General features: G+C 42.8%; 24 protein-coding genes and 1 pseudogene. 4 read left to right on the forward strand and 21 right to left on the reverse strand.

Annotation, left to right across the window (positions count from 1 at the left end; genetic code table 11):
- Position 1 precedes the first annotated feature (1 nt).
- Positions 2–2,734 (reverse strand): ABC transporter ATP-binding protein/permease, encoded by a 2,733-nt coding sequence (locus EFA47_RS07955; protein ID WP_122642787.1) that lies wholly within the window; start codon positions 2,732–2,734, stop codon positions 2–4.
- A 184-nt stretch (positions 2,735–2,918) separates the two neighbouring features.
- Between EFA47_RS07955 and EFA47_RS07960 the strand changes: the two genes are divergently transcribed.
- The 3 genes and pseudogenes from EFA47_RS07960 to EFA47_RS07970 all read left to right on the forward strand — a co-directional run bounded on the left by EFA47_RS07960 (position 2,919) and on the right by EFA47_RS07970 (position 6,021).
- Positions 2,919–3,596, forward strand: a complete 678-nt coding sequence (locus EFA47_RS07960; protein ID WP_122642788.1) for a response regulator transcription factor — start codon at positions 2,919–2,921, stop codon at positions 3,594–3,596.
- Positions 3,589–4,629: a HAMP domain-containing sensor histidine kinase gene (locus EFA47_RS07965; RefSeq protein ID WP_122642789.1), complete on the forward strand. Its 1,041-nt coding sequence runs from the start codon at positions 3,589–3,591 to the stop codon at positions 4,627–4,629. Before EFA47_RS07960 ends, EFA47_RS07965 begins: the two co-directional genes overlap by 8 nt.
- 192 nt (positions 4,630–4,821) lie before the next feature.
- A pseudogene (locus tag EFA47_RS07970) lies at positions 4,822–6,021 on the forward strand (IS256 family transposase).
- Positions 6,022–6,166: 145 nt separating this feature from the next.
- On the opposite strand, the gene EFA47_RS07975 reads toward EFA47_RS07970, so the two are convergent.
- The 20 genes from EFA47_RS07975 to EFA47_RS08060 form a co-directional block, all read right to left on the reverse strand.
- Positions 6,167–6,493, reverse strand: a complete 327-nt coding sequence (locus EFA47_RS07975; protein ID WP_122642790.1) for an AAA family ATPase — start codon at positions 6,491–6,493, stop codon at positions 6,167–6,169.
- Between the two features lie 27 nt (positions 6,494–6,520).
- A complete protein-coding gene (locus EFA47_RS07980) occupies positions 6,521–7,243 on the reverse strand; it encodes an aldo/keto reductase (RefSeq protein ID WP_235853234.1) in 723 nt (240 codons plus the stop codon).
- A 358-nt stretch (positions 7,244–7,601) separates the two neighbouring features.
- Complete coding sequence (locus tag EFA47_RS07985) at positions 7,602–9,209, reverse strand: IS1182 family transposase (RefSeq protein ID WP_122642779.1); 1,608 nt, start codon at positions 9,207–9,209, stop codon at positions 7,602–7,604.
- Positions 9,210–9,349: 140 nt separating this feature from the next.
- Positions 9,350–10,150: an ADP-ribosylglycohydrolase family protein gene (locus tag EFA47_RS07990; RefSeq protein WP_122642792.1), complete on the reverse strand. Its 801-nt coding sequence runs from the start codon at positions 10,148–10,150 to the stop codon at positions 9,350–9,352.
- 22 nt (positions 10,151–10,172) lie between these two features.
- On the reverse strand, positions 10,173–10,847 hold the full coding sequence (locus EFA47_RS07995) for a hypothetical protein (RefSeq protein ID WP_122642793.1): 675 nt from the start codon (positions 10,845–10,847) through the stop codon (positions 10,173–10,175).
- 12 nt (positions 10,848–10,859) lie between these two features.
- A complete protein-coding gene (locus EFA47_RS08000; RefSeq protein ID WP_122644462.1) occupies positions 10,860–12,026 on the reverse strand; it encodes an SPFH domain-containing protein in 1,167 nt (388 codons plus the stop codon).
- A 30-nt stretch (positions 12,027–12,056) separates the two neighbouring features.
- A complete protein-coding gene (locus EFA47_RS08005; RefSeq protein WP_122642794.1) occupies positions 12,057–12,455 on the reverse strand; it encodes a DUF6985 domain-containing protein in 399 nt (132 codons plus the stop codon).
- Entirely contained in the window at positions 12,442–13,167 is a 726-nt protein-coding gene (locus EFA47_RS08010) for an HNH endonuclease (protein WP_164689948.1), read from the reverse strand. The genes EFA47_RS08005 and EFA47_RS08010 overlap by 14 nt, the downstream gene beginning before the upstream one ends.
- The gene (locus tag EFA47_RS19840) at positions 13,160–13,336 is read right to left on the reverse strand and encodes a hypothetical protein (RefSeq protein ID WP_164689949.1); all 177 of its coding nucleotides are present in this window, start codon (positions 13,334–13,336) and stop codon (positions 13,160–13,162) included. The genes EFA47_RS08010 and EFA47_RS19840 overlap by 8 nt, the downstream gene beginning before the upstream one ends.
- Positions 13,337–13,341: 5 nt before the next feature.
- Positions 13,342–15,768 (reverse strand): ADP-ribosyltransferase, encoded by a 2,427-nt coding sequence (locus EFA47_RS08015; protein WP_122642796.1) that lies wholly within the window; start codon positions 15,766–15,768, stop codon positions 13,342–13,344.
- Between the two features lie 18 nt (positions 15,769–15,786).
- The gene (locus EFA47_RS08020) at positions 15,787–18,459 is read right to left on the reverse strand and encodes an ATP-binding protein (RefSeq protein ID WP_122642797.1); all 2,673 of its coding nucleotides are present in this window, start codon (positions 18,457–18,459) and stop codon (positions 15,787–15,789) included.
- An 18-nt stretch (positions 18,460–18,477) separates the two neighbouring features.
- A complete protein-coding gene (gene yidD, locus EFA47_RS20155; protein ID WP_235853235.1) occupies positions 18,478–18,945 on the reverse strand; it encodes a membrane protein insertion efficiency factor YidD in 468 nt (155 codons plus the stop codon).
- A 333-nt stretch (positions 18,946–19,278) separates the two neighbouring features.
- Positions 19,279–19,566: a hypothetical protein gene (locus tag EFA47_RS08030; protein WP_122642798.1), complete on the reverse strand. Its 288-nt coding sequence runs from the start codon at positions 19,564–19,566 to the stop codon at positions 19,279–19,281.
- 145 nt (positions 19,567–19,711) lie between these two features.
- Positions 19,712–20,377 carry a hypothetical protein gene (locus tag EFA47_RS08035; protein WP_122642799.1) on the reverse strand — a complete coding sequence of 222 codons (666 nt, stop codon included), beginning with the start codon at positions 20,375–20,377 and terminating at the stop codon, positions 19,712–19,714.
- A 71-nt stretch (positions 20,378–20,448) separates the two neighbouring features.
- Positions 20,449–21,042 carry a tetratricopeptide repeat protein gene (locus tag EFA47_RS08040; protein WP_122642800.1) on the reverse strand — a complete coding sequence of 198 codons (594 nt, stop codon included), beginning with the start codon at positions 21,040–21,042 and terminating at the stop codon, positions 20,449–20,451.
- Positions 21,043–21,046: 4 nt separating this feature from the next.
- Positions 21,047–21,358, reverse strand: a complete 312-nt coding sequence (locus EFA47_RS08045; RefSeq protein ID WP_122642801.1) for a helix-turn-helix transcriptional regulator — start codon at positions 21,356–21,358, stop codon at positions 21,047–21,049.
- A gap of 74 nt (positions 21,359–21,432) precedes the next feature.
- The gene (locus EFA47_RS08050) at positions 21,433–22,605 is read right to left on the reverse strand and encodes a tyrosine-type recombinase/integrase (RefSeq protein WP_164689950.1); all 1,173 of its coding nucleotides are present in this window, start codon (positions 22,603–22,605) and stop codon (positions 21,433–21,435) included.
- A gap of 262 nt (positions 22,606–22,867) precedes the next feature.
- Complete coding sequence (locus EFA47_RS08055) at positions 22,868–23,917, reverse strand: recombinase family protein (RefSeq protein ID WP_306438863.1); 1,050 nt, start codon at positions 23,915–23,917, stop codon at positions 22,868–22,870.
- Entirely contained in the window at positions 23,847–24,023 is a 177-nt protein-coding gene (locus EFA47_RS20325; RefSeq protein ID WP_306438864.1) for a recombinase family protein, read from the reverse strand. Before EFA47_RS20325 ends, EFA47_RS08055 begins: the two co-directional genes overlap by 71 nt.
- An 81-nt stretch (positions 24,024–24,104) precedes the next feature.
- Entirely contained in the window at positions 24,105–24,770 is a 666-nt protein-coding gene (locus tag EFA47_RS08060) for a recombinase family protein (protein WP_122642803.1), read from the reverse strand.
- Between the two features lie 304 nt (positions 24,771–25,074).
- On the opposite strand from EFA47_RS08060, the gene EFA47_RS08065 reads away from it, so the two are divergent.
- On the forward strand, positions 25,075–26,253 hold the full coding sequence (locus tag EFA47_RS08065) for an IS110 family RNA-guided transposase (RefSeq protein ID WP_122642804.1): 1,179 nt from the start codon (positions 25,075–25,077) through the stop codon (positions 26,251–26,253).
- Positions 26,254–26,301 lie beyond the last annotated feature (48 nt).

Raw genomic sequence — 26,301 nt, forward strand, 5'->3', positions numbered from 1 at the left:
CCTACTCTGTCCGCAATGCAGTCACCGGATCTTTTTTCGCCGCTTTTTTCGAAGGAATCAGGCCGCCAAGCAACGTAAGTATCACACTGAGCGCTACTAACAGTACAGCGCTGACTGCCGAAAGCGAAGCATTTATATCTGCCGAACCGGTCAGCCTATGGATGGCCACATTTCCAGGAATCAAAAGAAGCAGAGTAATCCCGATACCAATTAATCCGGAGCAAAGTCCGATAATGAAGGTTTCTGCATTAAATACCTGGGAAACATTCCGTTTTGACGCTCCCATTGCCCGAAGAATACCGATTTCTTTTGTCCGCTCCAAAACAGAGATATAAGTAATAATCCCAATCATAATGGAAGACACAATCAAGGATACCGCTACGAATGCAATCAATACATAGGAAATTACATTTACTATCGTTGTAACAGAGGACATCAAAAGGCCTACATAATCCGTATAGCTAATCTGATCTTCCTCATCCACAGTTTTGTTATATGTGTCAATACTGTCTGTAATGGCTTCTTTATCCTCAAAACTATCTGCATAGATATTGATACCGGATGGTGCATCTGGATTTACATATCCAAAAGCAGCCATATTATCCTCATAAGAACCTGCAGAAATATAGGTGTCATAAATCATCAGCAGTTTTTCATCCTCGCCATCCCCGGCTCCTAAAACATATTGGTCCAGTGTTGCTGCCAATTCTTCGTCCGTCATGTCCAGCATTGTCTGCGCCATATCCGGGTCATCTGAATAGACAGATTCCAGAATCTCCCGACACATTTCTGCTTTTTCTGACTCATTCATATTTGAAATATATGCTTTGGCATCTGCAGCCTTTGCAGCGTCATCTGCCGGAGAAAACTCTGCACCGTTTAACACATTTTTATTTTCAGATGCCTGCTGTGCCTGTACAACCGGACTTTCATTCGTATAATCAATCAAATATTCTGTTAACGCGCTGGTATAACCGACCGTCCCACTGACAGACGCATTATCCGCGTCTTCTGCCGGCCGTACTACTCCCGTCACCTTCAAATGAACGGCATTGTCCATAAGGCCTTCTATCTTGGTATCACTGTCGCCGATATAATCAAATAATCCATGTTCGTTTTCTTCATACATGTCACAGGCCGGAATCAGATAAAAATCCTGGTTGCAGATTTCCTCATAGCTCCACTTCTGGGTTTTTAGTGCTACCTCCTCTCCTTCTTCTATCTGTTCCATCAATTCCTTGTACTCTGAGGAAGGGAGCGCGCCAAGTTCATATAAAGTGCTGGCAGAAATTTCATTGTTTTTATCAAGGATAAGTACGACCTCATCATATGCTTCCGGCCACGCACCATACAGAACCTCATAGCTGTCTGAAAGCGCGGGACTGATTGTCTGCCCCTCTGTTCCAGGCATTAATTCTTCAAAATTAGTGGAACCTGTTTCCACCATACCACTCATGCCTGACATCATACCGCCGCTTTCAGAGGAGCCGTCCTCCTCCAGAGTACTGCCATCTGTATTCACCAGCGTCCCTTCCGAATCATGGGTGTAAACAGAAAATATGGTGTCATAGGTATATGTGATACCATTTTCCCCAATATAGTTATGAATTTCACTGTCTGAATCTTCCAGATATTTTTTAAATTCCGTCAGATTGTTCTCCGTGATACTGGTGCTCATACTGGAGGCCATTTCCAGACTGGTTGAATCTGAATATACACCGTCCAGTTTGTGATCCGCCTCATCGGAAGCGCTGTCCGTACTCTCCTTTCCTGCAGCAAGCATACTAGATAAATCCATGGACTGCGCTTCTATGCTAATTGGATAAGATGTCATAGTACTTTTCTGAAGATTTTCTATATAAGTATTAATTCCGGTGGATAATGACAGAATTAATGCAATCCCTATGATTCCTATAGAACCTGCAAAGGAAGTCAGCAGTGTCCTCGCCCTTTTTGTCCGCAGGTTATTGAATGATAAAGACAATGCAGTCCAAAAAGACATGGATGATTTACCCATATTTTTATGTTCCGGCTCCCTGACTTCACAAGCATCAATCTCATATGGGTCTGAGTCATCCACAATTCTTCCGTCTTTTAGCTTTACGATACGGGTCGCATATTCCTCAGCCAATTCCGGGTTGTGTGTGACCATCACAACCAGACGGTCCTTTGCCACTTCTTTTAAAAGTTCCATGACCTGTACGCTTGTTTCTGTATCCAGCGCCCCGGTTGGCTCATCCGCCAGTAAAATATCTGGGTTGTTCACAAGGGCCCTTGCAATGGCAACACGCTGCATCTGCCCGCCTGACATCTGGTTTGGTTTCTTATGAAGCTGCTCTCCAAGTCCCACCTCATCCAACGCCTGTCTGGCACGCCTGCGCCGTTCTTCCCTTGAGATTCCTGAGATAGTCAGCGCCAGTTCTACGTTGGACAGCACCGTTTGGTGGGGAATCAGGTTATAGCTTTGAAATACAAATCCAATCGTATGGTTCCGATAGGAATCCCAATCTCTGTCCCTATACTTTTTGGTAGAGATAGAATTGATAATCAAGTCTCCGCTGTCATAGCGGTCCAGGCCACCAATAATATTTAAAAGCGTTGTTTTTCCAGAACCACTTGGCCCTAAAATAGCAACAAATTCATTATCTCTCAGATTCAGACTGACATCATCCAGCGCTGTCTGTATCAAATCTCCTGTTTTATATCGTTTCCTTAACTGCTTTAGCTGAAGCATTTGCAATCCTCCTTGTAGCTATTTTTCTTTCATTTTTTCATAAGCTACTATACAAGAATTTGAAAAACCGAAAATAAACAATAACTGCTGATTTGATAAACTTTTTATAAAAACCATATCCTGTTTATTTTCAGTTTATCTTCCATGGTATAATAAAAAAAATAGAAAAAAGGAGGCTCATCCTATGTTTCAGATTATGGTGTTAGAAGATGACAATCACACATTGAAACTGATGAAGGCAGTATTAGAACATGCCGGATATGTAGTCCATTCTGCACAAAACGGGGAAGACGCCCTTGCACTGACTGATAAACAGCATATTGACCTGATCGTGCTTGATATTATGCTCCCCAAAATGAATGGCTATGAATTCACAGAATATTTACGGGATGCCGGTGACACCACACCAATTTTAATGGTAACTGCCAAACAACTGCCGGAGGAGAAGTGCAAAGGTTTTTTGGTGGGAACGGATGATTATATGGTGAAACCTGTCAATGAAGAAGAAATGCTTTTGCGCATAAAAGCTCTGCTTCGCCGTTCCAAAATCGCCAATGAACATAAGCTGCAGATTGGAAAGGTCACGCTTGATTACGATGCCCTCACTGTTACCCGCTGTAAAACCAGCCAGACACTTCCCCAAAAGGAATTTTATCTTTTATACAAGCTGCTCTCCTGCCCGGACAAGATTTTTACCCGGCTGCAGCTTATGGATGAAATCTGGGGAATGGAATCAGAAAGTTCCGATGTCACTGTAACTGTTCATATAAACCGGCTTCGGAAGCGTTTTGAAGCTTGGCCAGAATTTGAGCTGGTTGCAATCAGAGGAATCGGATATAAGGCGGTGATATGCCATGATTAATTTGAAACAAAAGGCAAAAAAATTTCAGCTTACCCTCTTATTTGCCGGTATTGTATTTTTTATTTTATTGCTGACCATGTTTCTTATATTTACCGGAATTTTTATTTTGCAAAAATTCGGTATTCATATGGTTGATAAATCTTCCCGTATTCCTCTATTTCTGTTTGCCATTGTCAGTCTTGGTGTAGGAACAATCCTGGCACTATTATCAAGCAAATATCCTTTAAAACCCATACGAATCGTGGGGCAGGCGGCGGATGAGATTGCTAGAGGCAACTATAAGGTAAGAATCCATCTGAAGGGGCCGGATGAATTTACACAACTGAGCAATAGCTTTAACCATATGGCAGAAGAACTAAACAGTGTGGAAATGCTCCGCACGGATTTTGTCAATAACTTCTCCCATGAGTTTAAAACGCCCATTGTATCTATCCGTGGATTTGCAAAAATGCTCAAAAGAGAAGATTTGACAGCAGATGAACGAAATGAATATCTAAACATTATTATAGAAGAATCAGAACGCCTGACTGAATTAGCCTCTAATGTACTGAGCCTGACAAAACTGGAGCAGCAGTCTATTTTGACAGATACCAGACAGTGTAATATTGCCGAACAGATTCGGCTTGTGATTGCAATGATGTACAGTAAATGGTCACAGAAAGATATTACTTTCGATTTCGAATGCGGGGAACGGTATGTAAACGGGAATGAGGAGCTTTTAAAACAAATCTGGATGAATATGCTGGATAATGCAGTGAAATTCTCTCCGAATCACTCCACTGTTAAGATATCCATTATTCAGAGAGTACACTCCACAACCGTAACCATAGGGAATGACGGTTCCCCCATCAGTGAAAATCTTTCTGCCCACATTTTTGATAAATTCTATCAGGGAGATACTTCACACACGGAAAAAGGAAACGGCTTAGGTCTTGCAATCGTAAAACGCATTGTGGAATTACACCATGGTAATATACAACTTGCGGAAGGCAGCGGGAATGGTACGGTTTTTGAAATTTCACTTCCAATTTAACCTCATCAAGAAAGCACCCTGCTTCGATGTCTAAGAGACATAAGCAGTGGGCGGGGACTCGCTTGATCAAGGAGAGTATCCCAAAGATTGTGTAAACCTTCAAACTGATGTAAGATAAAATTACTCAGTTTGGAGGTTTATTTTATGGCAAGAAAAAAAGATTCACCACAAAAGGCAACACTCAGAGAGGTGATGGGAGCTTACCTAAAGGAAAACAATGTAAAAGTCAAAGATGGTACGGATGTAAATTCCATCATGCGGGATATGATGTCTGTCATTTTTGAAGGTGCCCTGGATGAAGAACTGAATGAAGAACTCGGCTATTCCAAATATGACTACAGAAATAAAGAGACGGATAACAGCCGGAATGGATACTCCCAGAAGACGGTTCACACCAGTTACGGAGACATGGAGTTAGATATTCCCCGTGACCGTAAAGGGGATTTTGAACCACAGGCAATCAAGAAATACCAGAATACAGTGACGCAGTACATGGAGGAAAAGATCATCTCTATGTATGCAAAGGGAATGACCACTGCGGATATAGAAAGTCATATGAAGGGCTTATACGATATCGGTATCTCAGACAGTACCATCAGCCGGATCACAGATAAGATACTTCCTATCGTAAAGGAGTGGCAGGAACGTCCACTGGAAGATATTTATGCCGTTGTCTTTATGGATGCGGTCCATTATCATGTACGAAATGAGGGACGGATCGTAAAAAGAGCGGTCTATATCGCGATAGGGATTGATATGGACGGACATAAGGATGTGCTTGGTATGTATGTGGGGCAGAATGAAAGCGCGAAATTCTGGCTGTCAATTTTAAACGGTTTAAAAAACCGTGGCGTACAGGATATCCTGATCGCCTGCGTAGATGGTCTTACCGGATTTCCACAGGCAATCGAAGCTGTCTACCCGGAAACAGAGGTTCAGCAGTGTATCATTCATCAGATCCGGAATACCACAAAGTTTGTCTCTTACAAGGAAATCAAACCATTAATGGCTGACTTGAAACGCGTATACGCTGCACCAACGGAAGAAATCGCTTTATCTGAACTGGACAGTTTTGATGAGAAATGGAGTGGGAAATAGCCTAAGATAGCGAAATCCTGGAGGGATAACTGGGCGAACCTGTCGACTTATTTCAAGTACCCGGAAGCAGTCAGACGCCTTATTTATACTACAAATGCTATCGAAGGTTTCAACCGCCAACTTCGGAAAGTCACAAAATCCAAGACGATCTTTCCATCAGATGACAGCCTTCTAAAAATGCTGTATCTGGCAATGATGGATATCACGAAAAAATGGACAGGGCACCGCCAGGACTGGGGCCAGATCCACTCCCAGTTGGAGATCTTCTTTGAAGAACGCCTGTCAGGATTATAACCAGAGTCTTAATATCATAGGGCTGCTGCGGCAGCCCTGCTTGACATGCATGTAATCTGGATTATAATACAGGAAAGGGACAAAGCCTAAGAAATGGCTTTGCCCCTTAGAAACTAATAACATATCTTATATCAGTTTTTTCTGTTTACACAAAATTTGAAACTCTCTCGGAGTTCAGGCTCCGCCTGATAAGCTGCACAGCAGCTAGGAGGTTATGAAAATCTATTTTTTCTCTTTTCCTGCTATAAATGGAAAATCCAGTCAGATCCGTCGGCATAATATCCAGTGTAAACTGTACCCGTTTGCTTTCTAATCCCATCGTTTTCGCAAAAGCTAAAGCCAGTGTTATTTTTCCAACTCCCGGAATATCTTCTAATAACACGTGGCCATTCACCAGAAAAGCCAGAAGCACCTTTTCTACAACTGATTCCTTTCCAAGAATAATCCGGTTTACCTGATTTTCCGCTGCCATCTCATTGGCGTTTTATCTGAGAGAACCTTACCAGGTCATGGCAAATTCCGCCAGTTTTGGATCTGAGGCATTGCTAATCATAGTCTTTGCCGTATCCAAGGCCTTCAACTGCTCCATCTCCTCCTGCGCCAGCGTAAAATTAAATAAGTTGAAATTTTCACAAATCCTCTCCACGTGAACAGATTTCGGAATTACTGCTACACCGCTTTGGATTAAGAAACGAAGAACCGTCTGTGCGGGAGTCTTTCCATGGGTTTTTGCAATCTTTTGTACAGTTTCTTCTGCAAACATTTCATTTGCCTTTCCCTGACCCAGCGGTGCATATGCCTGATGCGCGACGCCGTATTTTCCCAGCCACTCATACTCCGCCTTTCTCTGACAGTAGAGGTGGGTTTCAATCTGGTTGACTGCAGGGCAGATATTGTGAAAATGAATCAGGTCTATCAGACGGTCTGGTTCAAAATTAGATACGCCGATTGCCCTGATTATCCCTTCCTGATACAAGGCCTCCAAATCTCTCCATGCTGTATAGGTATTTCCGTATAGCCAATGCAGCAGCACCATATCCAGATAATTTATGCCCAGCTTTTCCATGGAGTCCAACACACTCTGACGGCAGTCCCCACTTTCATAATTATGGAACCAGACCTTGGTGGTAATAAACAGCTCTTCCCTTGGTACACCGCAGTTTCGAATTGCCGCACCTACAGCTTCTTCATTCCCGTAAGCCTGGGCCGTATCCCCCTGCACGACTATCTTGATACAATCTAACGGTACATTCTCGATACCCTGTTAACGATGAACACACCGGGTACAAACCTCTTTCTGCTCTATTTTAAGCGTAATTATGCGGAAAGGGTATGTCGCAAAAGGGATTGCCGGGGCAAAGAAACGATATTCTGAAAAACAGGAAAATTTGGAAAGTAAAAAGGCTTGTCAGACGTTGTAATAGAGAAATACATGGGAAGAGGGTGTCGCAAAATCATCAAATTAGATGATTGAGCGGCACCCTCGCTCTATATAGGAAAAATCCGGATGGAATCCTTTTGTTTCAGGAATCCTTCCGGATTTTTGGCGTACTTTAATAATGCTTTGTTTTTCTTGTTTTTTAAGCGGTCTCTTTTACTGGAAAAAGATGACTTCCAGTGCGTTCCCTCTGGATTTTTGCATGCAGTTTATTGATGTTGTATCCCATACACAGCAAAATAATCTCCAGTTTTACCTTGGTTTTCCCTCGCAGCAGAAATCTTTGAAATTCGTAATCATTTTTCAAAACACCAAAGGCTCCCTCTGCCTGGACGGAACGGTTCATCCGATATTTGATTCCCGTTTCACTTAGGATATTTTCATAGGATTCCTGTCGTTTTTCCAGAAAGCTTTTTGAAATGTATAACCGCTTATTTCCTTTTGCTTTAGTACATTTTTCTTTATAAGCACATCCGTTGCAGTCTTCACATTCGTAAACGGTTACTTCCGATTCATACCCGCTCTTGCTTTTCTGCTTTTTGATAAAAAGTGGGGACAGGGATTTCCCTGCATGACAAATGTATATATCTGCTTCTTGGTCATATCCCATATTTTCACGTTTGCTGATATCCTGCTTGAAGCTCCGTTTCTTCCATTTCTCATAAGTCTGTGGTTTTATGTATGGTTTTTGCTCTGCACTTCTCAGATAAGTATACGCTTCTTCACTTTCATATCCTGAATCAGCCGTTACACTCGGATAACGGAAACCCAGATTCGTTTCCATTGTCTTTAAAAAAGGAACCAATGTCCAGACATCATTTCGATCCTGAAAAATATCTGCTGCTACGATATATTCACTGTCTACTGCAATCTGTACATTATACCCGGGCTTTAACTGTGCATTTCTCATATGGTCATCTTCCATATGCATAAAGGCTGCATCCGGATCTGTTTTACAATAATTATTTCTTCCCTGAAAACTTGCCGTATGCCAGTCATAAACGCTTTGTCGTTCAAGAAATCTGCGAAAAAGCTCTAAATACCGTTGGTTTTTGCTTTTCTTTTTTCCTCGTCCGTGGACAAAAACGGTGTTGTCTCTCTGGCATCGGTTTTCTAAAAACCGGACTATGTTCTGTAAATCCTGGGTCCTTGATTCTGAAGTGACAGAAAAATCCTGCAGGTATTCCTTGTTCAGAAGCTGTATGGTTTCCTGTATCTTCCGAAACATTTTTTCTTCCCACTTTCCTACGGATTTTTTCCAGACAAACGTATATTTGTTTGCACAGGCCTCTAACTTTGTCCCGTCAATAAATACAGTCTCCTTTAACAGTTCCCCGGAATCCCCCAAACGTTTTACCATCTGGTAAAAGAGATTTTCACAGGCATCTGCCAAAAATCCGGTACGAAAGCGGGCAATCGTGCTGTGATCAGGAGCCTTTTGTCCAGCTAACAGCCACATAAAGTTGATATCCCTTTTGCAAGCTGTTTCCATTTTTCTTGAAGAATAAATGTTTTGAGAATAAGCGTAGGTCAGGATCTTGAACATGGTCTTTGGGTCGACTGCGGGATTTCTGCCTTTTGCAGAGTAAGCCTGATACAGCAAGCTGTAATCTAAATCCTCCAATTCGTGGCTGAGCAGTCGAACAGAATCATCATCAGGAACCAAACCTTCCAAATTTAATGGCAAAACCAGTTGATAAGGTTCGCCAAATTCGGTATAATTTTTATGGTATTTTAATTTACTTGACATATCTTATTATACCATGGATTGCGGACTCTTCGGAGTCCGTTTTCTATTTTAGGGTACAAAAAAGGAGCGCTGCTCCATAGGTGATTACTCACCTATTTTGCAACGCCCCCCACCTCGTCACATTGTTCATAGTTAAAGGCTCATAACTTCCTGATACACCCCAGGAATTGATCTAAGACAATCAACAAGTCATCATTTAGTCTTTTGCGGCATTCTTTCAAGCAATGTTTCGGTATGTCATAATAGGCTTCGCCTATACTCCCAGCTATACATGTCAATGTGTCGCAATCTCCACCGAGAGAAACTGCTGTACGAATTACATCTTCAAAATCCTGTGCCTCCAGAAAAGATGTAATTGCTTCCGGAACAGTCTTTTGACAAGTTTCATCATGAAAATATAATGGTCTAATTTCATCACACGATCTGGAAAGATCATATCCGAACTCATCCACCACATAGTTTTTAATGAATTTTTTATCTGCTCCTGTCCTTGCTAAAAATATAGCACTTGCTACCGCTTCAGCACCTTTTACCCCTTCTGGATGATTATGTGATACCTCGGCTGTCCATCTGGCTACATCTCTTGTTTTTTCTATAGAGTCATACAACCATCCTACAGCTGAAACCCTCATAGCTGCTCCGTTACCGAAACTACCATATGGTTCTGGATTCTTTTCAACAAGCCAAGACGAGAACATTCCTCCGTAACCTGCGTCGGGATAACGCCTTCCCCACTTTTGCATAGAACAAATAATATTGGCTTTTGTCACTTCTTCAGACTTACCAATAGAATCCAATAATGCCTCTGCCACTGCTATGGACATAACTGAATCATCTGTGAACTGTGACTCCTCAATAAACATTGGGAAATCCTTTGTTTTATTCCCCCTGTCAAACTCATAAGGAGCTCCAACCATGTCGCCAATTATCGCTCCATACATATCGTCACCTCCAAAAACTATCTCAATACATCAATCTCCTGTTTCTCTCACTTGCGGCACGCTCTATTTTCTTTATGGTTTCTTCCGCTGCAGCAATGTCATTTTTATCAAGATTACCTTCCAGAGTATCTATCAGATCCAGCACGGAAAGTTCATATTCACGAACTGAATTATTAGATTTCGCAGGACTCGAATGTAAAAGGTCATAAAGACTCTCCACTTTTTTTCTGAGTTTCTTTTCAGGAATAGAATCCATAATTCCTTTTAAATGTGCAGAGGCATCTTTTACATACCTTAATTCCATCTCGTGGCGTGCCACACTATCAGCAGTGCTTTCATTGGCAATCATATGAGATATCAGCATAATAGCATAAATACCCGCAATAATCACCTGTATAATCAAAGCCAGCTTATAAGACTCTGGTTTTGTAAATACAAAAATCAAGCCCACAACAAATGCCACAATAAAGTATGTGGATGAGATAGAGTACAGTGAAAAACCAAGTACAGCTGTATTCGTGGATTTTCTCACTAACAACGGCGTAACCAATAGCATAATGTAAGCAAAATGGATAAATCCGTATGAAATCCAAACTGATGCGGGATGATTGGTTCCACCTGCAACGAAAAAGACTACATTGAATACTATCAGGAAAATCAAATCTATGAGTATCCACAGTACACGTTTTTTATTCATTGGTATCGCCTCCTACATTCTGCCCAGAACTTCTGCCTTCTTTGCATCGTATTCTGCCTGCTCAATCAATCCTGCATCAAGCATTTTTTTGAGTTTGCCGAGCGTTTCCATAGGATCCTCCGCAGGTGCCTGAGTCCCGCCCTGAGCTGTTCCTGCACCTTTAGGTGCAAATCTGCCAGAAGGTGTGGGCTGACTCGGCTGTGCTGGCTGCTGTGGCGTTTGCTGGCTCATAGGTGCAAACATTTGATTCGCCATATTTCCGAATACACTTCCAGCGGCAACTCCCATGCCCATTCCTGCGCCCATAGCACCGACACCACCGGCACCGGGGTTTCTTGCCAGATCGCCAAGAATACTAGCAGCCTGCTGGCGTCCCCAATCTTCACCGAGGACATCCATAACGCCTTTATCACCCTGTGCCAGCTTAACTTTGCTGATTGAAGCAATCTGCGACTCATCAATCGCATCGTACTTGCTGTTGTCGATATCAAACCCCGCAAGGGAGAACTTAACGCATTTCAGGCCATAGTCCTGTACAACCTCATCGATGTATGGTTCAATCTGTTCTGAGAGTTCGTCCATATAGGCATCAATTCCTATAAGTTCCTGTTCCAATCCATTCAGGAACTTCGAAATTGCAGATTTTATCTTACCCTGGAATTCACTCTCAAAATATTTGTTCAGTTCTTCCTGAAATTGGTACGGCACATTATTGCCGATGAGTTTTTCGAGGAGCTTTGCCGGATTCTCAATCCTTACCTTGTATGCTCCGCGTACTCGTGCATCGGTTCGAATTCCCCATACCTTGTCACGCACTTGGATAGGTGTCTCTGTTCCCCATCTAATTTCCTGGCTGTCTGCTTTCCGAACAAAATAGACAACACAGTTGAACGTGCTCACTCCCCCTGTAAATGCATTACGAAGCCTGCTGATAAATGGATAATTCTCCGTTGACAACTTATAGGTACCATTATCAAAGACCTGCTCAATGTTGCCTCCTTTGATAAAGATTGCTTCCTCTCCCGGCATAACGACAAGAGTAGAGTTGGTATTAAAATCCTCCTCCGGCTGTCTCCATATCAAAAGTTCTCCCGGACCTGTATTCTTTATGACATCAGCCCAGTGCTTCTTTCCACCTGTGTAAGCAACTTCATTTGGATTTTTTCCGAAAAGTGCCATTATTATTTCCTCCTTTTCCTATGGCTCAGATTATAAAATAATATCTTGAGTACCTATTTTTACAATCTCTTCATTTTCTATCAAAACTACCAAATCATTTTCTTTATCAAATCGAAACTTACAAAAAAAGCCAATTGTTCTTTTGTCGTTTTTTTCACGCTTAATATAGAGAGATTTAGGAATTACATACGAATAAATATTAATAAAATTCTTATCTACTTTATCCGAATAATTTTCGAGACAATACTCCTTTAATTTTGCATATGAAGTTTCAAATATCTTTTCCTTATTTTCATAGAATTTATCATAAGCAACACCTTGTTGTTCAGAAATATCCTCACCTTGGAATAAGTCGAAAATTACTTTAATTTGTACTTGTCTACCCCATATGTCCATTATTTCATTTTTTTCTGGTTCAAGATATCTCATCAAATTCATCCTCCCAATTTTCTTCGGACTCCCTGAATTTCCGGCATTCGCTTACACCACCTAAGTGTCCGAATTTAGAATTAATAATTGACGGGATCTTTTGACACGTTTTCATATCATTGCATTCGTGCCATGTATATCCATTCTCTCGACGCCAATCTCGTACATCTCGGGGATCGCAACCTTTTTCTTGAGCCAATAAAGTGTCGGCCTGATTAAAGTTCCCATCCTTTCCGTTTCTATCATCTGACATAGATTGTATTTCTACATTCCCCTTAGAAACAGGGGTAAAATCAGGTACACAGTCACGATACTCTATACCATCAATGTTACACTTTTCTAAAATTTCATTCACTTCAGAATCATCCAGACGGCACATTGACTCCCCTCGCTCGCCACTCCATCTTTCTAACCCATTCTCATCAAATTCCTTTGGTGTCTGCTGTTTCCTCTCCTCGTATGTGCTCTGATATTCGATAACGTCCTCTGTTTCAGATCGTTCTTCTACATCCAGTTCGTCTTCATTTTTTTCAATAACATCTTCTTTAATCTCATCCATCGTGGCATCAACTTCGCCTTGAGGTATATCATCCTCTATATCTTCTGGGATATCATCTATATCTGAGTCGTTATCTAAAATCGAACCCTCTAAAGATGCAGATTCAAAGAATTCATCTTCATCAGAAAGCTCTTCCTTAAATTCATCATTCATCTTTTCTTCCCTCAGAGGTCTCCTCATCATCCTTATATTCGGTATATTGCTCGATCTTCATTCCTCTTAAATTTTCCTCTGTGACAGGCATAAACTCTCCCTTATGCGTCTTGAATTTATCCCGTGCTTTCTGGTCCTGTAACGCCTTATCTTTCATATCTCTCGCCATAACAATCACCTCGCATTTCCCTTCGCCGTCATCACGACATCGTATCTTCCGTTATTGTAAGTCATCTTATCAATTTTATAAATGGTTCCTCGCTGCATCAGAACCTCTCCCTCCGATGTTCCATAGGTTCCAACGCCACCAACGCACATTGCCTTAGTTCCTTTTGGTGCATGAATTGTCAGTAATCCAGAATTATCTCCCCAGCTACTATCCGCAAAACTCTCAGCAATATCTTTTCTACAAGATGCTGATGTAAACGCCGGATTTCTATATTCAGTTCCCGTATATTTCTCAATTATCTGGTCAGGTGTCAAATTGTTCACATCGTCTCCTACTATGTCCTCAATACTTCCAATTCCCCTATATAATTCTGCATTTCTTGCTAGTTCCTTGTTATCAATACAATCAGTCAGCGTATCTATTTCATCTCCCAACCGTTCTCCCTCCTGATCATCGAATGGTTTAAATTCAGGGTCATACAGACTTCGATTAATTTCGCTGTACCCATTACCTGTATAATGTTCTATCGCACTAATATCCTTTTCACCTAAGTTCGAAGCATCTGCATTACAATAGTTTTGATAATCCTTTTCTATATTGTTCCTTGAAAAGAATCCTTTCTTATACTCTCCATACTCCTGACTTTCTACTGGAGGTTCATCATTATATTCCGTTTCTATGACCTGCTGTTCAACATTGTCTAACGGTGGAAGCTCATCATCAGGATATGCAGCTGAGTGCAATTCTCTCCATGTCGGATCCTGTGAATACTCAGCATAATCATCCTGACCGTAATTATGATCATTCATGTACTGCACAAGCTGCGAATTGGCATTCTCCTGTGTCAACTCAGGCAATTCATAATCAGGATACTCTTGTCGCATCAACTGTTTCCATTGTGGATCTTGCGAATATGTTGCAAAATCATCCGGTCCATAGTTATGCGCATTCATGTAATCCGAGATGCTGTTAATCTCAGATATTTCCGTTGTTTCAGATGTCGGAGTCATGCCGGTGGCTTCATCTGCATCTGTCTGATCGTTATCAGCGAATGGAACATCCTTTAACGAATCCCAACCTTCAGACTCGTCTTTGCCGTCCGAAAACTCATCCGCAAACTTCTCCCACTGTTCACGATACGGATTATCGGCAGAAACATATTCCCCGGATGTTTCAGGAGATGTTTCATAATTATAGGTTTCCAACTCACTATGATTCTCATCTATGGCATCCGACACGTCCTCCGGCTGTTCAGAAGTATCGGTTTCTTCAATATCAGAGGCTTCAACATCGGGTGCTTCATCTGTGGTTTCGGTATTAGACACGTCCTCCGACCGGTCAGAGGTATCAGCTTCTGCAACATCGGAGGTTTCATCCGTCGCCTCGGTGTCAGTCATATCCTCTGCCTGTTCAACCGTGTCAGTATCCTCGACATCAGAAGTCTCATCCGTTGACTCGGCATCGGCCACATCTTCCGGCAGTTCGCCCATGTCGGTATTCTCAACGTCAGAGGTTTTATCTGCGATTTTGGTATCGGATACGTCATCCGGTTGCTCTGTTATGTCATTATTCTCAACATCAGAGGTTTCGTCCGTGGCTTCTGTGTCGGTCATATCCTCCGGCTGGTCAACCGTGTCATAATCCTCGACATCGGAGGTCTCATCCGTAGTTTCGGTATCGTATAAGTCTTCTGGCTTTTCCACCGTGTCGATATCCTCAACGTCAGAGGATTCATCCATAGCTTCGGCATCGGATCTGTCCTCCAGTTGCTCTGTGGTATCAGCATCCTCAACATCGGAGGTTTCATCTGTAGTTTCAGTATCGGTCACATCCTCTGGCTGGTCGGAAGTATCAATACCCTCAGCATCGGAGGCTTCATCCGCAATTTCGGTATCATATACGTCCTCTGGCTGGTCGAAAGAATCAGTGGTCTCAACATCAGAGGCTTCATCCATAGCCTCTGTATCGGTCACATCCTCTGGGATATCTTCATCAAGGGTTTCTTCTTGTTCGGTCACCTCAGAATCATCCGTGTCCTCTGGAATTTCCCCAGAATCATCGAATTCGACACTTTGTTCTTCGTCAAAACCATCCGTATCTTCAGGGATATCATCAAGTTCCTCGTAGTCCTCGGATGAATCCTCTGATTCGTCAAGAGTATCTTCTTCGATATCATCCATAGATTCATCCATTTCATCCACCTCTGGCTCTATGGAATCCTCTTCGATAGATTCATCGGCTTCATCATATTCAGCATCATCCACTGCTTCATCAATCACATCATCAGAAACGTCGTCCGAGACATCTGTTTCAGCATAATCATCCTCTGGGATATCGTCTGGAATGTCAGCAGGTATATTGTCCGATACATCTACATCGGAAACATCCATATCGGAGGAAGTGTCTACGCTTTCGCTGTATTCTTCATCCATGTGGCACACTTACTCCTTTTATGATTTTTCGAGTGAATTCATTATCTGTACATCTCTCACAGGGATTTTTGTGCTATAACGTATTCTTCTCCACAGATGAACCTTTACACAGGAGAGTAGTTCCTTTGAGAATGGTTCATCGTTAAGCTCTGCTTTCACCAGGTTTGTTATTTGTCCAAAGACCTTTTTAACAGGTTCAAAGTCCTTGGTTTCCGGCCTAAAGTTTTTAACAAATATTCTCCTTGCAATTTCTCTTGCAAGAATTCTTCTGGCATAATCGCAGGAATGCGTACAATACTTCGTCCTTGCGCATTCGGGATAGGGGCTTAGTGCCTCCTGTTTATCGTTCCAATAGGTGGTCAATTCACGTATTCCCTCATCCGAGAGAGTAATACTAATATTATTTTCCAAACGATAATCCGGCGTGATTACTTCTTCCGGCTCATCAAGCCTGTTAAAAAACAAGAATGCTTCACCGGGCTTTAACCTGGACATCCGTTGAACCTGCGCCTCGCTCATGTTCATGCTGTCAGAAACAATCTGCTTATCTGTTGCCTCAACGAGACGGAATACCATCTTCATGTCCGTAAGCGCAACTACATCCGTAGATACTTTACGCGGGGACTGGTCGGCAATGACAATACCAACCCCATATGAGCGAATTTCCGCAAGCATTCTTTTTACCAATCCTTGCGCTATGGCACTTGGATTCGCATCTCCTTGGCTTGCATTGGATTCAGCATCTAACAGAACATGAGCTTCTTCCAGAAGGATTACATTTTTTAGTCCACCTTCCCCGACATAATTGGAATTCACATATGCAAGGATAGACAGCAAGAGTAATGAAATAATCAAGGCTTTCTGATCACTATTTTCTATTGCCGCAAGCTCAATGATTGTCGGTTTCTCCAGTAAATCCTGAATGGGGATGGAGAAGTAGTTGTCAAACAGATTGCTTAAGCTGTTTAGCCGAACAACACCCGCACGCCCTATATTCTTTGCATCTCCCGTATAGCCTATTTCGTCAAATGTATTTTGGAAACATTTAATGAAATCGGCGATGTTGAAGGTTTGCCCTTTGTCATCCACGGTATATGTATCGAGCCACCTAAAATCCGAGTAGCAGTTATTAATTGACTCTTCGAAAATCTTATCAAGAGGAGTCGACATTGACACTGCTGCAGCAAATGCAGTTTTCAGTGTTGATTTATAAGTTTCCAACTTAACATTCTTGGGCGGCACAAACGGATTAAATACAAACGGGGAAATAAAGTTTTTTCCCGGTGTGAACACTTGCAGTTCTGGAATGCTTTGTATAAGTGCCCTATATTCGTTTTTCGCCGGTTCAATAACAAGGAAGGGAATATGATGTTCCTTCCAAAGTCTGTCCAGAAGACTAACAGAAAATGTTGTTTTACCGGAACCCGGTGTTCCAACGACAAGCATATGCTTGGTCAAGTCTTTCAGTGAAATACCAATGGTATCGCGGTTGCCGGATGATTTCAAAAGACCGATTTCAATATCGCCGGCATTAATAAGATTTCCGGCATAAGTCTTACTGGAACTTTCCGTTTCGTTAATAGGAAGGCCTGCGGAGATTCGCTGAGTTCCTATGGGAAGGCGAAATACACCTGCAGCTTCCTCTGCCGTAATAACATACGGCATCCTGTAAAAGTTTTGAAATCCAGTATTTTGAGACCAGATATATGGACTTCTATCTGTCTGTATAAGTAGCTCGTTTATTATCCACGGTAACGGAATAAAGCTATCAGCAAGCTGGATATCGTTGTTTGAAAAATGCACATGTTTCAACGCTGTGGGCTTGGTTGAGTCATATGCCAGAGTTCCGTGTAGTTTTGATGTGATATCGTCGACAGCTGATCTGTTACCAAACACAGTAAAGTTATAGGAGAACAGCGCATTATTTTTGCTTCCCTGGTAGTATCTGTATGTCTCGGATAATGTATCTGCATTGGAAAAGCTAACATTACCCACACCCTGTGTCATAACGCCTTTGCTTAGAGTATCCAGCATTGGTGTTATTTGCGTAATGGCAGAGTTTTCTTCCGGAGACAGTCTTGTCGGTATCAATTGGACGGAGAACGCACTGTGAGGATGGTCAATCAGACTGTTTACCACAGCGCCAAGGTCATGCGCATATCCATTAAACCTATCGAAAGCATAACAATTCGGAAGCATCTGATTCTGGAGATTCTCAATGCGTTCGTCCTTAACCAATGCCTCTATAGTCTGAATCGGTAAACTGTTAACTTGTGTTCCAAGGGCGTCAGGATCAGCTTGTCTTGCACCATATTGATACATCTTAAGCATCGAACTGCAGGAGTTAATCAGACGCTCAACCCTAGAAATAGCAGTCTGTTCATCTTCCGCAATAGCACGCAATACCATAAACAGGTTGATTTTTGCCTTAAACGGCTGGTTATCGACTGATTCTGTAAGCCACAAAAATTCAAAGGATGCTTCGGCGTTTCCGTTGTGAGAAGTAAACGTTCTGTAGCTTTGATACAGTTCTGTCAGCAAGTTGCTGAATCCCTGCTTATATTCGTTTTCAATATCTGTCCCTTGGGGATAGTTATCCTTTAAGATGATCATGGTAGGAATCGAGGTGATTTCAATCGCTCCTATCCCTACAAACTCGCCATCATTCAATTCCAGTGTTTTAATATCCATCCGAGTCCTCCTGCTTTATTACGGGTAGTCTATGCCGCCTGGGGGACCACATCTCAACAGCCTTTTCACAGCTTTGATTCCACCAATCAGCGCACCGTATTTTTTAAGCGCCAGAATAGCGTATTCTGAGCAGCTCGGCGTATAACAGCATCTTAAACGTGTTTCTGATTTTGCATATCGCTGATACACTCTAATAAACCAAATCATTATGTATTTCAAAGTCAGAACAAACACCAGAAGTTGTACAATCCAGTAAACACTTAAAAATGCCTGTGGCTGACTCTTGTTTTCAAATTCGAACCATCCTATTTTCCTGAACAGCAAAGCCAAAAGGAATGAAATGCCTAATGTTGCAATCACTGTTCCGACTACTACCAATGCCGCTTTTATAAAACTTATCTTCGGTCGATATAATTTATTTTCAGGAGCGGTAAGCCTATTTATCACAGGGTCATTTATATAGTGAGGTATTTTCTTCTCTTCCATTCACCATCAAATCCCATCCACAAATAATGAAAAGAGCGACCTCTGCTTACACATACGCAAACAGAGGTCGCTTTGCTGCATTCCATGCCGCAATACCGTCTGCTTGCAGCCTTACATTTTCTTCTCGCGCAGTTTCTGCTTCATAGCTTGAATGATCGATTCCGAATCAGCCACACCATCCATAAAAACGAAAATCTTGTCTCCAGGAACAACCATCTTGAACTTGTTGGACTCAACCTCAAACTTCTCATCACCCAGTCCGTGCGCAGTTTCAGTCTCAGAACTGGTCGAAAAGGAAGTAACATCCTTATAGAAGAATTCATCCGTGCTTTCCTACTTCTTGTCTTCGTCCATATTGAACGTATAACGATAGACATAAATCTGGGTAGAGCTAAAGAACAGCCATGCAACCTGGTAGGCAGAGCTTACCCAGTTTCCATTTGCACGTTTCTTCGCAAAGGCATTTTTGAAAACATAACCCTCGAATACTGCAGGTGGAATCTCGCTGACCTCGTCCTCGTCAAGACCAATCTTACTCAGAGCTTTTGCCCTAAGATTGAGAGAGTCGCGTCTCCTGATGACCATCTGCGAATACTCATCATCGGTCATGTTTTTGGACATACAGCCTTCTAGCCTTCTTCCTTGCAGAAGTAATCAATAACCTTCTGCTGTTCTGCGTTTTTACCACGCTTGTACTGTTCAAGTAGTTGTACATTAGCTTGTGCCATTGTAAAACCTCCTTTTATTTATGAAGCTATTCTAAGCATCACATTTTCTTTTCGCGCAATTTCTGCTTCATGCCCTGAATGATTGCGTCGGCATTCTGAATGTCCCCCATAGCCATGAAGAGCTTGTCTCCGGGAACGACCATTGCAAACTGCTCAGATGTAACCTCAAACGTATTGCCGCTAAGGCCATGCGCTGTATCGGATTCGGAAAGAGTGGAGAACGATGTGACATCCTTATAGAAGAATTCATCTGTACGTTCGTTCTTCTTGTCTTCATCCATGTTAAAGGTATAACTGTAAAGGTATACCTGAGTAGAGCTGAAGAAAATCCAGGAAACCTGGTACGCAGAGCTTACCCACTTGCCGGAAGCATTCTGTTTTGCATATGCATTCTTGTAAACGAAGCCTTCAAACATAGCAGGAGATATCTCTCTGACTTCTTCCTCATCAAGACCGATTTTATCAAGAGCTTTCTGCTTGAAGTTCATGGAGTCTCTTTTTCTGCGAACCATCTCCAGATATTCCTCATCAGTGATGGTCTTAGTCATACAACCTTCCTTGCAGAAATACTCAATGGTCTTTGTCTGTTCCTCGTTCTTGCCTTGTGTCAGCTGACGGACTGCTCTCGCATTCGGAGAATTGTACACCTTTGAATACCAAACGATGGCAGCCACAATGATAATGATAATTAATAATACGCCCATGATTTTTCTCCTCCTTTAGGTGATTTGATTTTATTAACGGCATGCTGGCGTTGCATGCTATGAAAGTTGCACTATATTGCTTCGGGACGAGCGACATTTAATATCGCATACATTTGCTCTATATCGTAATCAGAAAGACCTGCATTGTTGGCCATAAGCAGGCACTCCTGGTAATCTGGAGATGTTTTAAAGTGCTTTCGTTCAAAATAGTCATATTTTATGTACGCCATCAGATAGTAATAAATTCCTTTCGGTTCTATCATCAAGGCAGCATCAATATATTCGAGAGCTTTGTCGATGGTTGGCCGCTGATTCAAAAAAGCTTTCTTCCCGCCCAACGCACATACAGCAGCATAGAAGTACGATTCTGAGTCATCAAAATTTTCTTCTATAGCTTTCTCAAAAGCTGGAAGTGCCTTATCCACCATTTTCAGCTTTAAGTAACACATGGCGATGGATTTGTTAATATCCCCATTCTCCGGGTTCTCACTTAGTGCCTTCCTGTAAGCACTGGCATATTTGTTGACCTCTGGCATTGGCATGGAATAAACGCTATTGAATGTAGATATCACAATTGGCTTGTGACACCAGTCACATTCCTTTTGTCCAGTATTTACCCTTGCCCCGCACCCCGGACAATTAAGTTCAACGATAGTCTGACTCATAAATTCACACCTTTCTATTGTCAATATTTAATGTCTCTCTCAATTCCTTTGGGAAAACTCCCATCCCTACCAACATCTCATTTGTTTTCTCGTTATTGTCGAATACAAGCAATATCGATAGAAATGTATTCCATGTCATCCTTCTCTTTCTCGTTTCGATAGCAGAATATGTCTGCCTGGACACACCTATCAATTCTGCAAGTTCATCTTGCGATAGGCCAATCTTCGCTCTGAGAACAGGCAAATCTTCCGTCAGGATGTCAATCAGTTTCTCTTTGTCAATATTTAGAATTTCATTATTTGTACTATTCCCCATCCACTGCCCTTCTTTCGTTTCGAACTACTCTCAGAGTGCTTTACTCTGCGGCCTTGTACAGTAAAAAACCCTATTTATGCGGACTCTTCATTCTTGTTGACCCTGTTTTTGACCCCTGAAAGCAGTCCGCAAAGCTTGTTCATATTCTGGGCTTTAAGCTCCATAGAAGGGTGAACATAACGGTTCATGGTGATTGCTACACTGGCATGTCCTAGAATTTCTGATAGAGTCTTGATATCAAATCCCACTTCCACGCAGCGGGTAGCAAAGGAATGGCGGCAAGTATGGACAGTAGCCTTTTCTATACCGCAGGATTTCACAATACGAGAAAAACATTTCTCCATCTGCCTGGGTTCAACGAAAGTTCCTTCGAGACCGGTTAAAAAGAAGCAGCCATCCGGCTGCCTCATCTCAACCAGTATGCTGAATACTTCGTCAGGTAACGGAATGTCCCTGATAGAACAGTCACTTTTTGGACAATCAATCTCTATTTTAGTCTTATGCCCCTTGCCATCTGACTCTTGGATACGCTGCATCGTCCGTGTAACTCTCAGCTTTTGTTCATCGAAAGAAATGTCACTCCACATCAGGGCGCAGACTTCTCCGATACGCAAGCCGGTAAATAGACAAAGCAGTATGCCAAGGCTAATAAAGTCAAGATTCTCCAAAAGCTTCGTTACAAGTGTATCCTGCTCATAGGTGCTAAAAACACGAAGCTGTTTTAGTGGTTGCTTAATGCTGAGTCCATCAAAATCGATTATATTCGCACCTTTCACATGCTTAGCGTAGTCCATTACATTCTTCATTACTGAGATTATGCTGGACACGGTTTTTGGAGCAAGACCTTTCCCGCCGTCTTCCTTGCTGGAAAGGAGCTTTGCAGAGAATACTGAAACATCATCTCTTGTAATAGCGGAGACTTGATTATCTCCAAATTCGGGAAGCAGGTGTTTGTCAAGCACATTACGATATTTGCATATACTGGACTTTTTCAATCCCGGTTTTGTTGCCACCAGCCATTCCTCCGCTGTTTTGGAAAAGGTGTCCATCACTACAGCTGCCGTCTGAGTATTAGGAAGAGTCTCTGAAAGACTCGCCTTAGCGAATATCAATTTTTCCTTGGCTTCTTGGTAGGTTTTTCCGAAAACTGAACCCATGACTGTTCGCCCATCCTTCTTACCTTTAGGATAACGCCCTTCCCATCGTCCATCCTTTCGCTTCCTGATGTTTTCGCCTCTTTTTGCCATGATGCTTTCCTCCTTTTGACCCATGGTATGACCCCTTAACAAATGCTCTTCGGCTTTTTGTAGGGGCTTTTTGAAAAAAATTCTTGTTATCTATAAAGTTTTTTGCCCAAATGTCGATTTACATATTGACAGATTTTTCGACATACTGTAAAATATTAAATTAATTGTTACCTTAGTTTTGCAAATTATAGTGTTCGCAGAGTAAAGCACTCTACGAATTATGTACAAGTTGAAAATGGGAGAGACCGTTGTGGCCTCTCCCTTATTTTGTCCCAATATATTCTTTTATCTCCGTCCCATCCCGAAAGACCACCGCGATGTCATCAGGCTTGTTCACGGTCACGTGGTCTACCAGGATCGCCCACAAGGCTCCGTCAAATTCTGTTACAGGCTCCTGCTCGGCAAGAATCTCAATGAACCGCTCCAGCTCCAGCTGTCGTGCCATGTTGCCCCGGATTTTGTCGCTGACAGCCTCGTAGTTCGCCTTCGCCTTGTCGTATCGGGCTACCAACCCGTTGTAACGCTTCCGGTACTCTTCCTGATCCAAGGCCACGTGGGCGTTCTCCTCCACGCACTTCTCGGTAAGTTCGGCCACAACGGTCATCTCTTCCTCAAGCTCCCTCTGCTCCTTCTCAAGTTCCGTGTTATCGCAGATGACTGATAGCGTCATCCGAAGATTGCCGATAAGCTCGTCCTTCTCCGTAATAAGCTCATTGACAGCCTTTATGAACATTTCCCTAATCTGAGCCTCGGTCAGATGGGGAGTCCGACATGGATTCCCGCTCTTGTTCTTGTATTTGTTGTTGCACTGGTACACCACCCGGCGGTACTTGTCATTGGAATGCCAGACCTTGGCTCCGTACCAGCCGCCGCACTCGCCGCAGCAGATTTTCGAGGAGAAGATGTTCACTCCGCTGTACTTGCTGTTGCTGGAGAGCCGCCTCTTCATCTCCGCCTGAACGATCTCGAAGATGTGCGGTGAAACGATGGCTTCATGGCTTCCTTCAACATAGTACTGCGGCACCTCGCCCTCGTTCTTCTTGTGCTTCTTGCTCAGGAAGTCCACCGTGAAGGTTTTCTGGAGCAAAGCATCGCTGCGATATTTTTCATTTTGTAAAATCGACTGCACCGTGCTCTGCACCCATTTATCTTTACCCATCGGCGTCTTGATGCCCTGTTTCGTCAGCTCCTTCGCTATGGAAAAAGGCGTATGCCCTTCAAGGAAAAGCTCGTAAATCAGCCTAACCGTCTTTGCTTCCTCTTCGTTTACCTGAACGCCGCTTTGTATTACAAGCAGTAATGCCCTCATCATCGTACAACCCTGCAAATTCCCAGTCCTCACGCTGCTTGATGTAATTGGTGTAGTAATCGATCTGCGCCTCGTAGCTTGTCAGCTGTTCCTCATGGTCGGTCGACACCCTGGCATATGCTGCCACCTTCCTCTTTGCCGGAGAATTGATGGGGGCCGCGTTGTCTTGCTGATTGTCGCCGGTATCGTCCTAACTCTCTTTGGCATTCCTGTCCGTCTCCCTTCTCCTGTCCCAGTCCAGATCCTGTGGGCTGTACTCCGGTTTCTGAACCATTTCTGTTCCGTCCTTAAAGCCGAACATCATGTTCCAGCCATCCCAGCGGTAACCCAGCACCCGGTATCTGGCTTGCGGAATTCCCTTTTCAAAATTCTTCTGCCGTATCCACTGCACATTCTGCGAGATGCTGATTGCCTCTTCCTGTGCGTAAGATGCAAGGATAGTCAGCATCAGTTCACCGTCCGTTGAAAGTGAATGGATATTTTCCTTTTCGAACCATACCTCGATGCCCAGCTCCTTAAGGTGCCTTACCGTTTCGAGAAGGTCTACTGTATTTCTGGCAAATCGGGAAATGCTCTTTGTGATTACAATGTCTATCTTCCCGGCATCGCAATCGGCAATGAGATTCTGGAAGCCTTCTCTTTTAGTCTTGGTCGTGCCGGATACAAAATCATCCGAATACACTCCGGCATATTCCCACTCGGGATTCTTTTGTATAAGGCTGCTGTAGTAGCTGATCTGTGCGGAAAGGGAATGGTTCATACGCTCCGTTTCCATTGAAACCCTTGCGTATCCGGCCACCCTTTTCCGTTTTTTTATCTGCGGAATCGCCGATTGGATTTTTGTTATTTTCGACATAAAATCACGCTCCTTGTATAATGTATTTAGGTTGTCCAAGGGATACCTATAAACCCTTAGACCTACTTCTTTACATCTCTAGTCTGATAGGAGATAATTGTTTTATTAGATTGAGAGGATGATCGTTTGCTCCTTGAGCGCCTCTGCTCGTACTTGAAAGACTGATCCCCCTCTCTAATAAGCTTTCCGCGTATGAGTTGGATGTTGGTTGCCCTTTGGCTTCTCTCCGTATTTAGCACAAGGTAGTGGCGCTTATTAGATGAGTGGTCTCCCAACCTGAAATCTTTCCCTTGAGGTGTTCTTTATGTTATTTGTTGGTATTGATGTTGGCAAAAATAATCATGTTGCTTCCATGATGGATGAAAACGGTAAAGTTGTATTTAAAGCTTTCTCTTTTTCTAATACAACGGATGGCGGAAATGCTCTGTTTTCCAAACTTTCCGCCTATTCTTCCGACCCCTCCGGTTTTGAAATTGGCATGGAGGCTACCGGCCATTACTGGCTCTCTGTCTATTCCTTCCTCTTTGAGAAAGGGTTCCTTCTCCATGTCATTAATCCCATCCAAACCGATGGCTGGCGCAGGGGGACGGAAATCCGTAAGCGGAAAAATGATGCCATTGATTCGGTTCTTATTGCCGATCTGATCCGCTATGGACAGTTCATAGAAACACGGCCTGCAGATGAAAATTTGTTCTCCCTGCGCACCCTGACACGTTTCCGCACTTATTTGGTGGAATCCATCAGCGATTTAAAACGAAAGGTCGTCTGCGTGTTAGACCAGGTCTTCCCTGAATACCAGTCCATTTTTTCCAACATTTTTGGTAAAACCTCAAAAGAAATCCTCCTTCAGTTTTCTTCCCCAATCGACTTTGAAAATGTTTCATCCGAAACCCTGGCAGAACTGCTTGCACAGCTCAGCAGGCAGAAAATTGGCTCCCAAAAAGCTGAGCAGTTGAAGGCAGCCGCTTCTTCTTCCTTTGGGATCACCTTTGCCAAAAACAGTTTTACTTTTCAACTGAAAACGCTGGTTGAACAAATTTCCTTTATTGAGAACCAAGTGAAGGAAACCGAAGCAGAAATCTCCGGCATCATGGGGAAGTTGGAATCTCCCATTACAACAATTACTGGAATCGGGAATGTCACAGGAGCTGCCATTATCAGCGAAATTGGTGATATTTCAAAGTTTGACAATCCCAGAAAGCTGGTAGCGTTTGCGGGTATTGATGCTTCTGTGACGCAATCTGGTGAATTTGAAGCCACCCACAATGTTATGAGCAAACGTGGTTCACCATATCTTAGAAAAGCAATTTTCCAGGCTGCCCTGATTGCCTCTTTCAAAGATCCTGTACTCAGTGGCTATTACCAGAAAAAACGGAGTGAAGGAAAACATCATTTAACTTGTGTGGGGGCTGTTGCCAGAAAAATGTGCAACATTATCTATGCTGTTCTAAAAAATAATGAGCCTTATATTCCAAAAGCGTAACTCCTTACATCCAAGTTCCGGTCTGCATGTTAGCGGGCCTTATTGTCG

The organism is Luxibacter massiliensis, from assembly GCF_900604355.1.
GTDB lineage: Bacteria > Bacillota > Clostridia > Lachnospirales > Lachnospiraceae > Luxibacter > Luxibacter massiliensis.

Coding starts and splice junctions, on each gene's coding strand:
- EFA47_RS08020 (WP_122642797.1), bottom strand. CDS start 18,459: ATGGATATTAAAACACTGGAATTGAATGATGGCGAGTTTGTAGGGATA.
- EFA47_RS07975 (WP_122642790.1), bottom strand. CDS start 6,493: ATGGCAGCGGAAAATCAGGTAAACCGGATTATTCTTGGAAAGGAATCA.
- EFA47_RS08050 (WP_164689950.1), bottom strand. CDS start 22,605: ATGGCAAAAAGAGGCGAAAACATCAGGAAGCGAAAGGATGGACGATGG.
- EFA47_RS07995 (WP_122642793.1), bottom strand. CDS start 10,847: ATGAATAAAAAACGTGTACTGTGGATACTCATAGATTTGATTTTCCTG.
- yidD (WP_235853235.1), bottom strand. CDS start 18,945: ATGGAAGAGAAGAAAATACCTCACTATATAAATGACCCTGTGATAAAT.
- EFA47_RS08035 (WP_122642799.1), bottom strand. CDS start 20,377: ATGGGCGTATTATTAATTATCATTATCATTGTGGCTGCCATCGTTTGG.
- EFA47_RS07960 (WP_122642788.1), top strand. CDS start 2,919: ATGTTTCAGATTATGGTGTTAGAAGATGACAATCACACATTGAAACTG.
- EFA47_RS08040 (WP_122642800.1), bottom strand. CDS start 21,042: ATGAGTCAGACTATCGTTGAACTTAATTGTCCGGGGTGCGGGGCAAGG.
- EFA47_RS07985 (WP_122642779.1), bottom strand. CDS start 9,209: ATGTCAAGTAAATTAAAATACCATAAAAATTATACCGAATTTGGCGAA.
- EFA47_RS08045 (WP_122642801.1), bottom strand. CDS start 21,358: ATGGGGAATAGTACAAATAATGAAATTCTAAATATTGACAAAGAGAAA.
- EFA47_RS08010 (WP_164689948.1), bottom strand. CDS start 13,167: ATGAATGATGAATTTAAGGAAGAGCTTTCTGATGAAGATGAATTCTTT.
- EFA47_RS08015 (WP_122642796.1), bottom strand. CDS start 15,768: ATGGATGAAGAATACAGCGAAAGCGTAGACACTTCCTCCGATATGGAT.
- EFA47_RS08005 (WP_122642794.1), bottom strand. CDS start 12,455: ATGAGATATCTTGAACCAGAAAAAAATGAAATAATGGACATATGGGGT.
- EFA47_RS07955 (WP_122642787.1), bottom strand. CDS start 2,734: ATGCTTCAGCTAAAGCAGTTAAGGAAACGATATAAAACAGGAGATTTG.
- EFA47_RS08055 (WP_306438863.1), bottom strand. CDS start 23,917: ATGATGAGGGCATTACTGCTTGTAATACAAAGCGGCGTTCAGGTAAAC.
- EFA47_RS07990 (WP_122642792.1), bottom strand. CDS start 10,150: ATGTATGGAGCGATAATTGGCGACATGGTTGGAGCTCCTTATGAGTTT.
- EFA47_RS08000 (WP_122644462.1), bottom strand. CDS start 12,026: ATGGCACTTTTCGGAAAAAATCCAAATGAAGTTGCTTACACAGGTGGA.
- EFA47_RS08030 (WP_122642798.1), bottom strand. CDS start 19,566: ATGTCCAAAAACATGACCGATGATGAGTATTCGCAGATGGTCATCAGG.
- EFA47_RS08065 (WP_122642804.1), top strand. CDS start 25,075: ATGTTATTTGTTGGTATTGATGTTGGCAAAAATAATCATGTTGCTTCC.
- EFA47_RS08060 (WP_122642803.1), bottom strand. CDS start 24,770: ATGTCGAAAATAACAAAAATCCAATCGGCGATTCCGCAGATAAAAAAA.
- EFA47_RS07965 (WP_122642789.1), top strand. CDS start 3,589: ATGATTAATTTGAAACAAAAGGCAAAAAAATTTCAGCTTACCCTCTTA.
- EFA47_RS19840 (WP_164689949.1), bottom strand. CDS start 13,336: ATGGCGAGAGATATGAAAGATAAGGCGTTACAGGACCAGAAAGCACGG.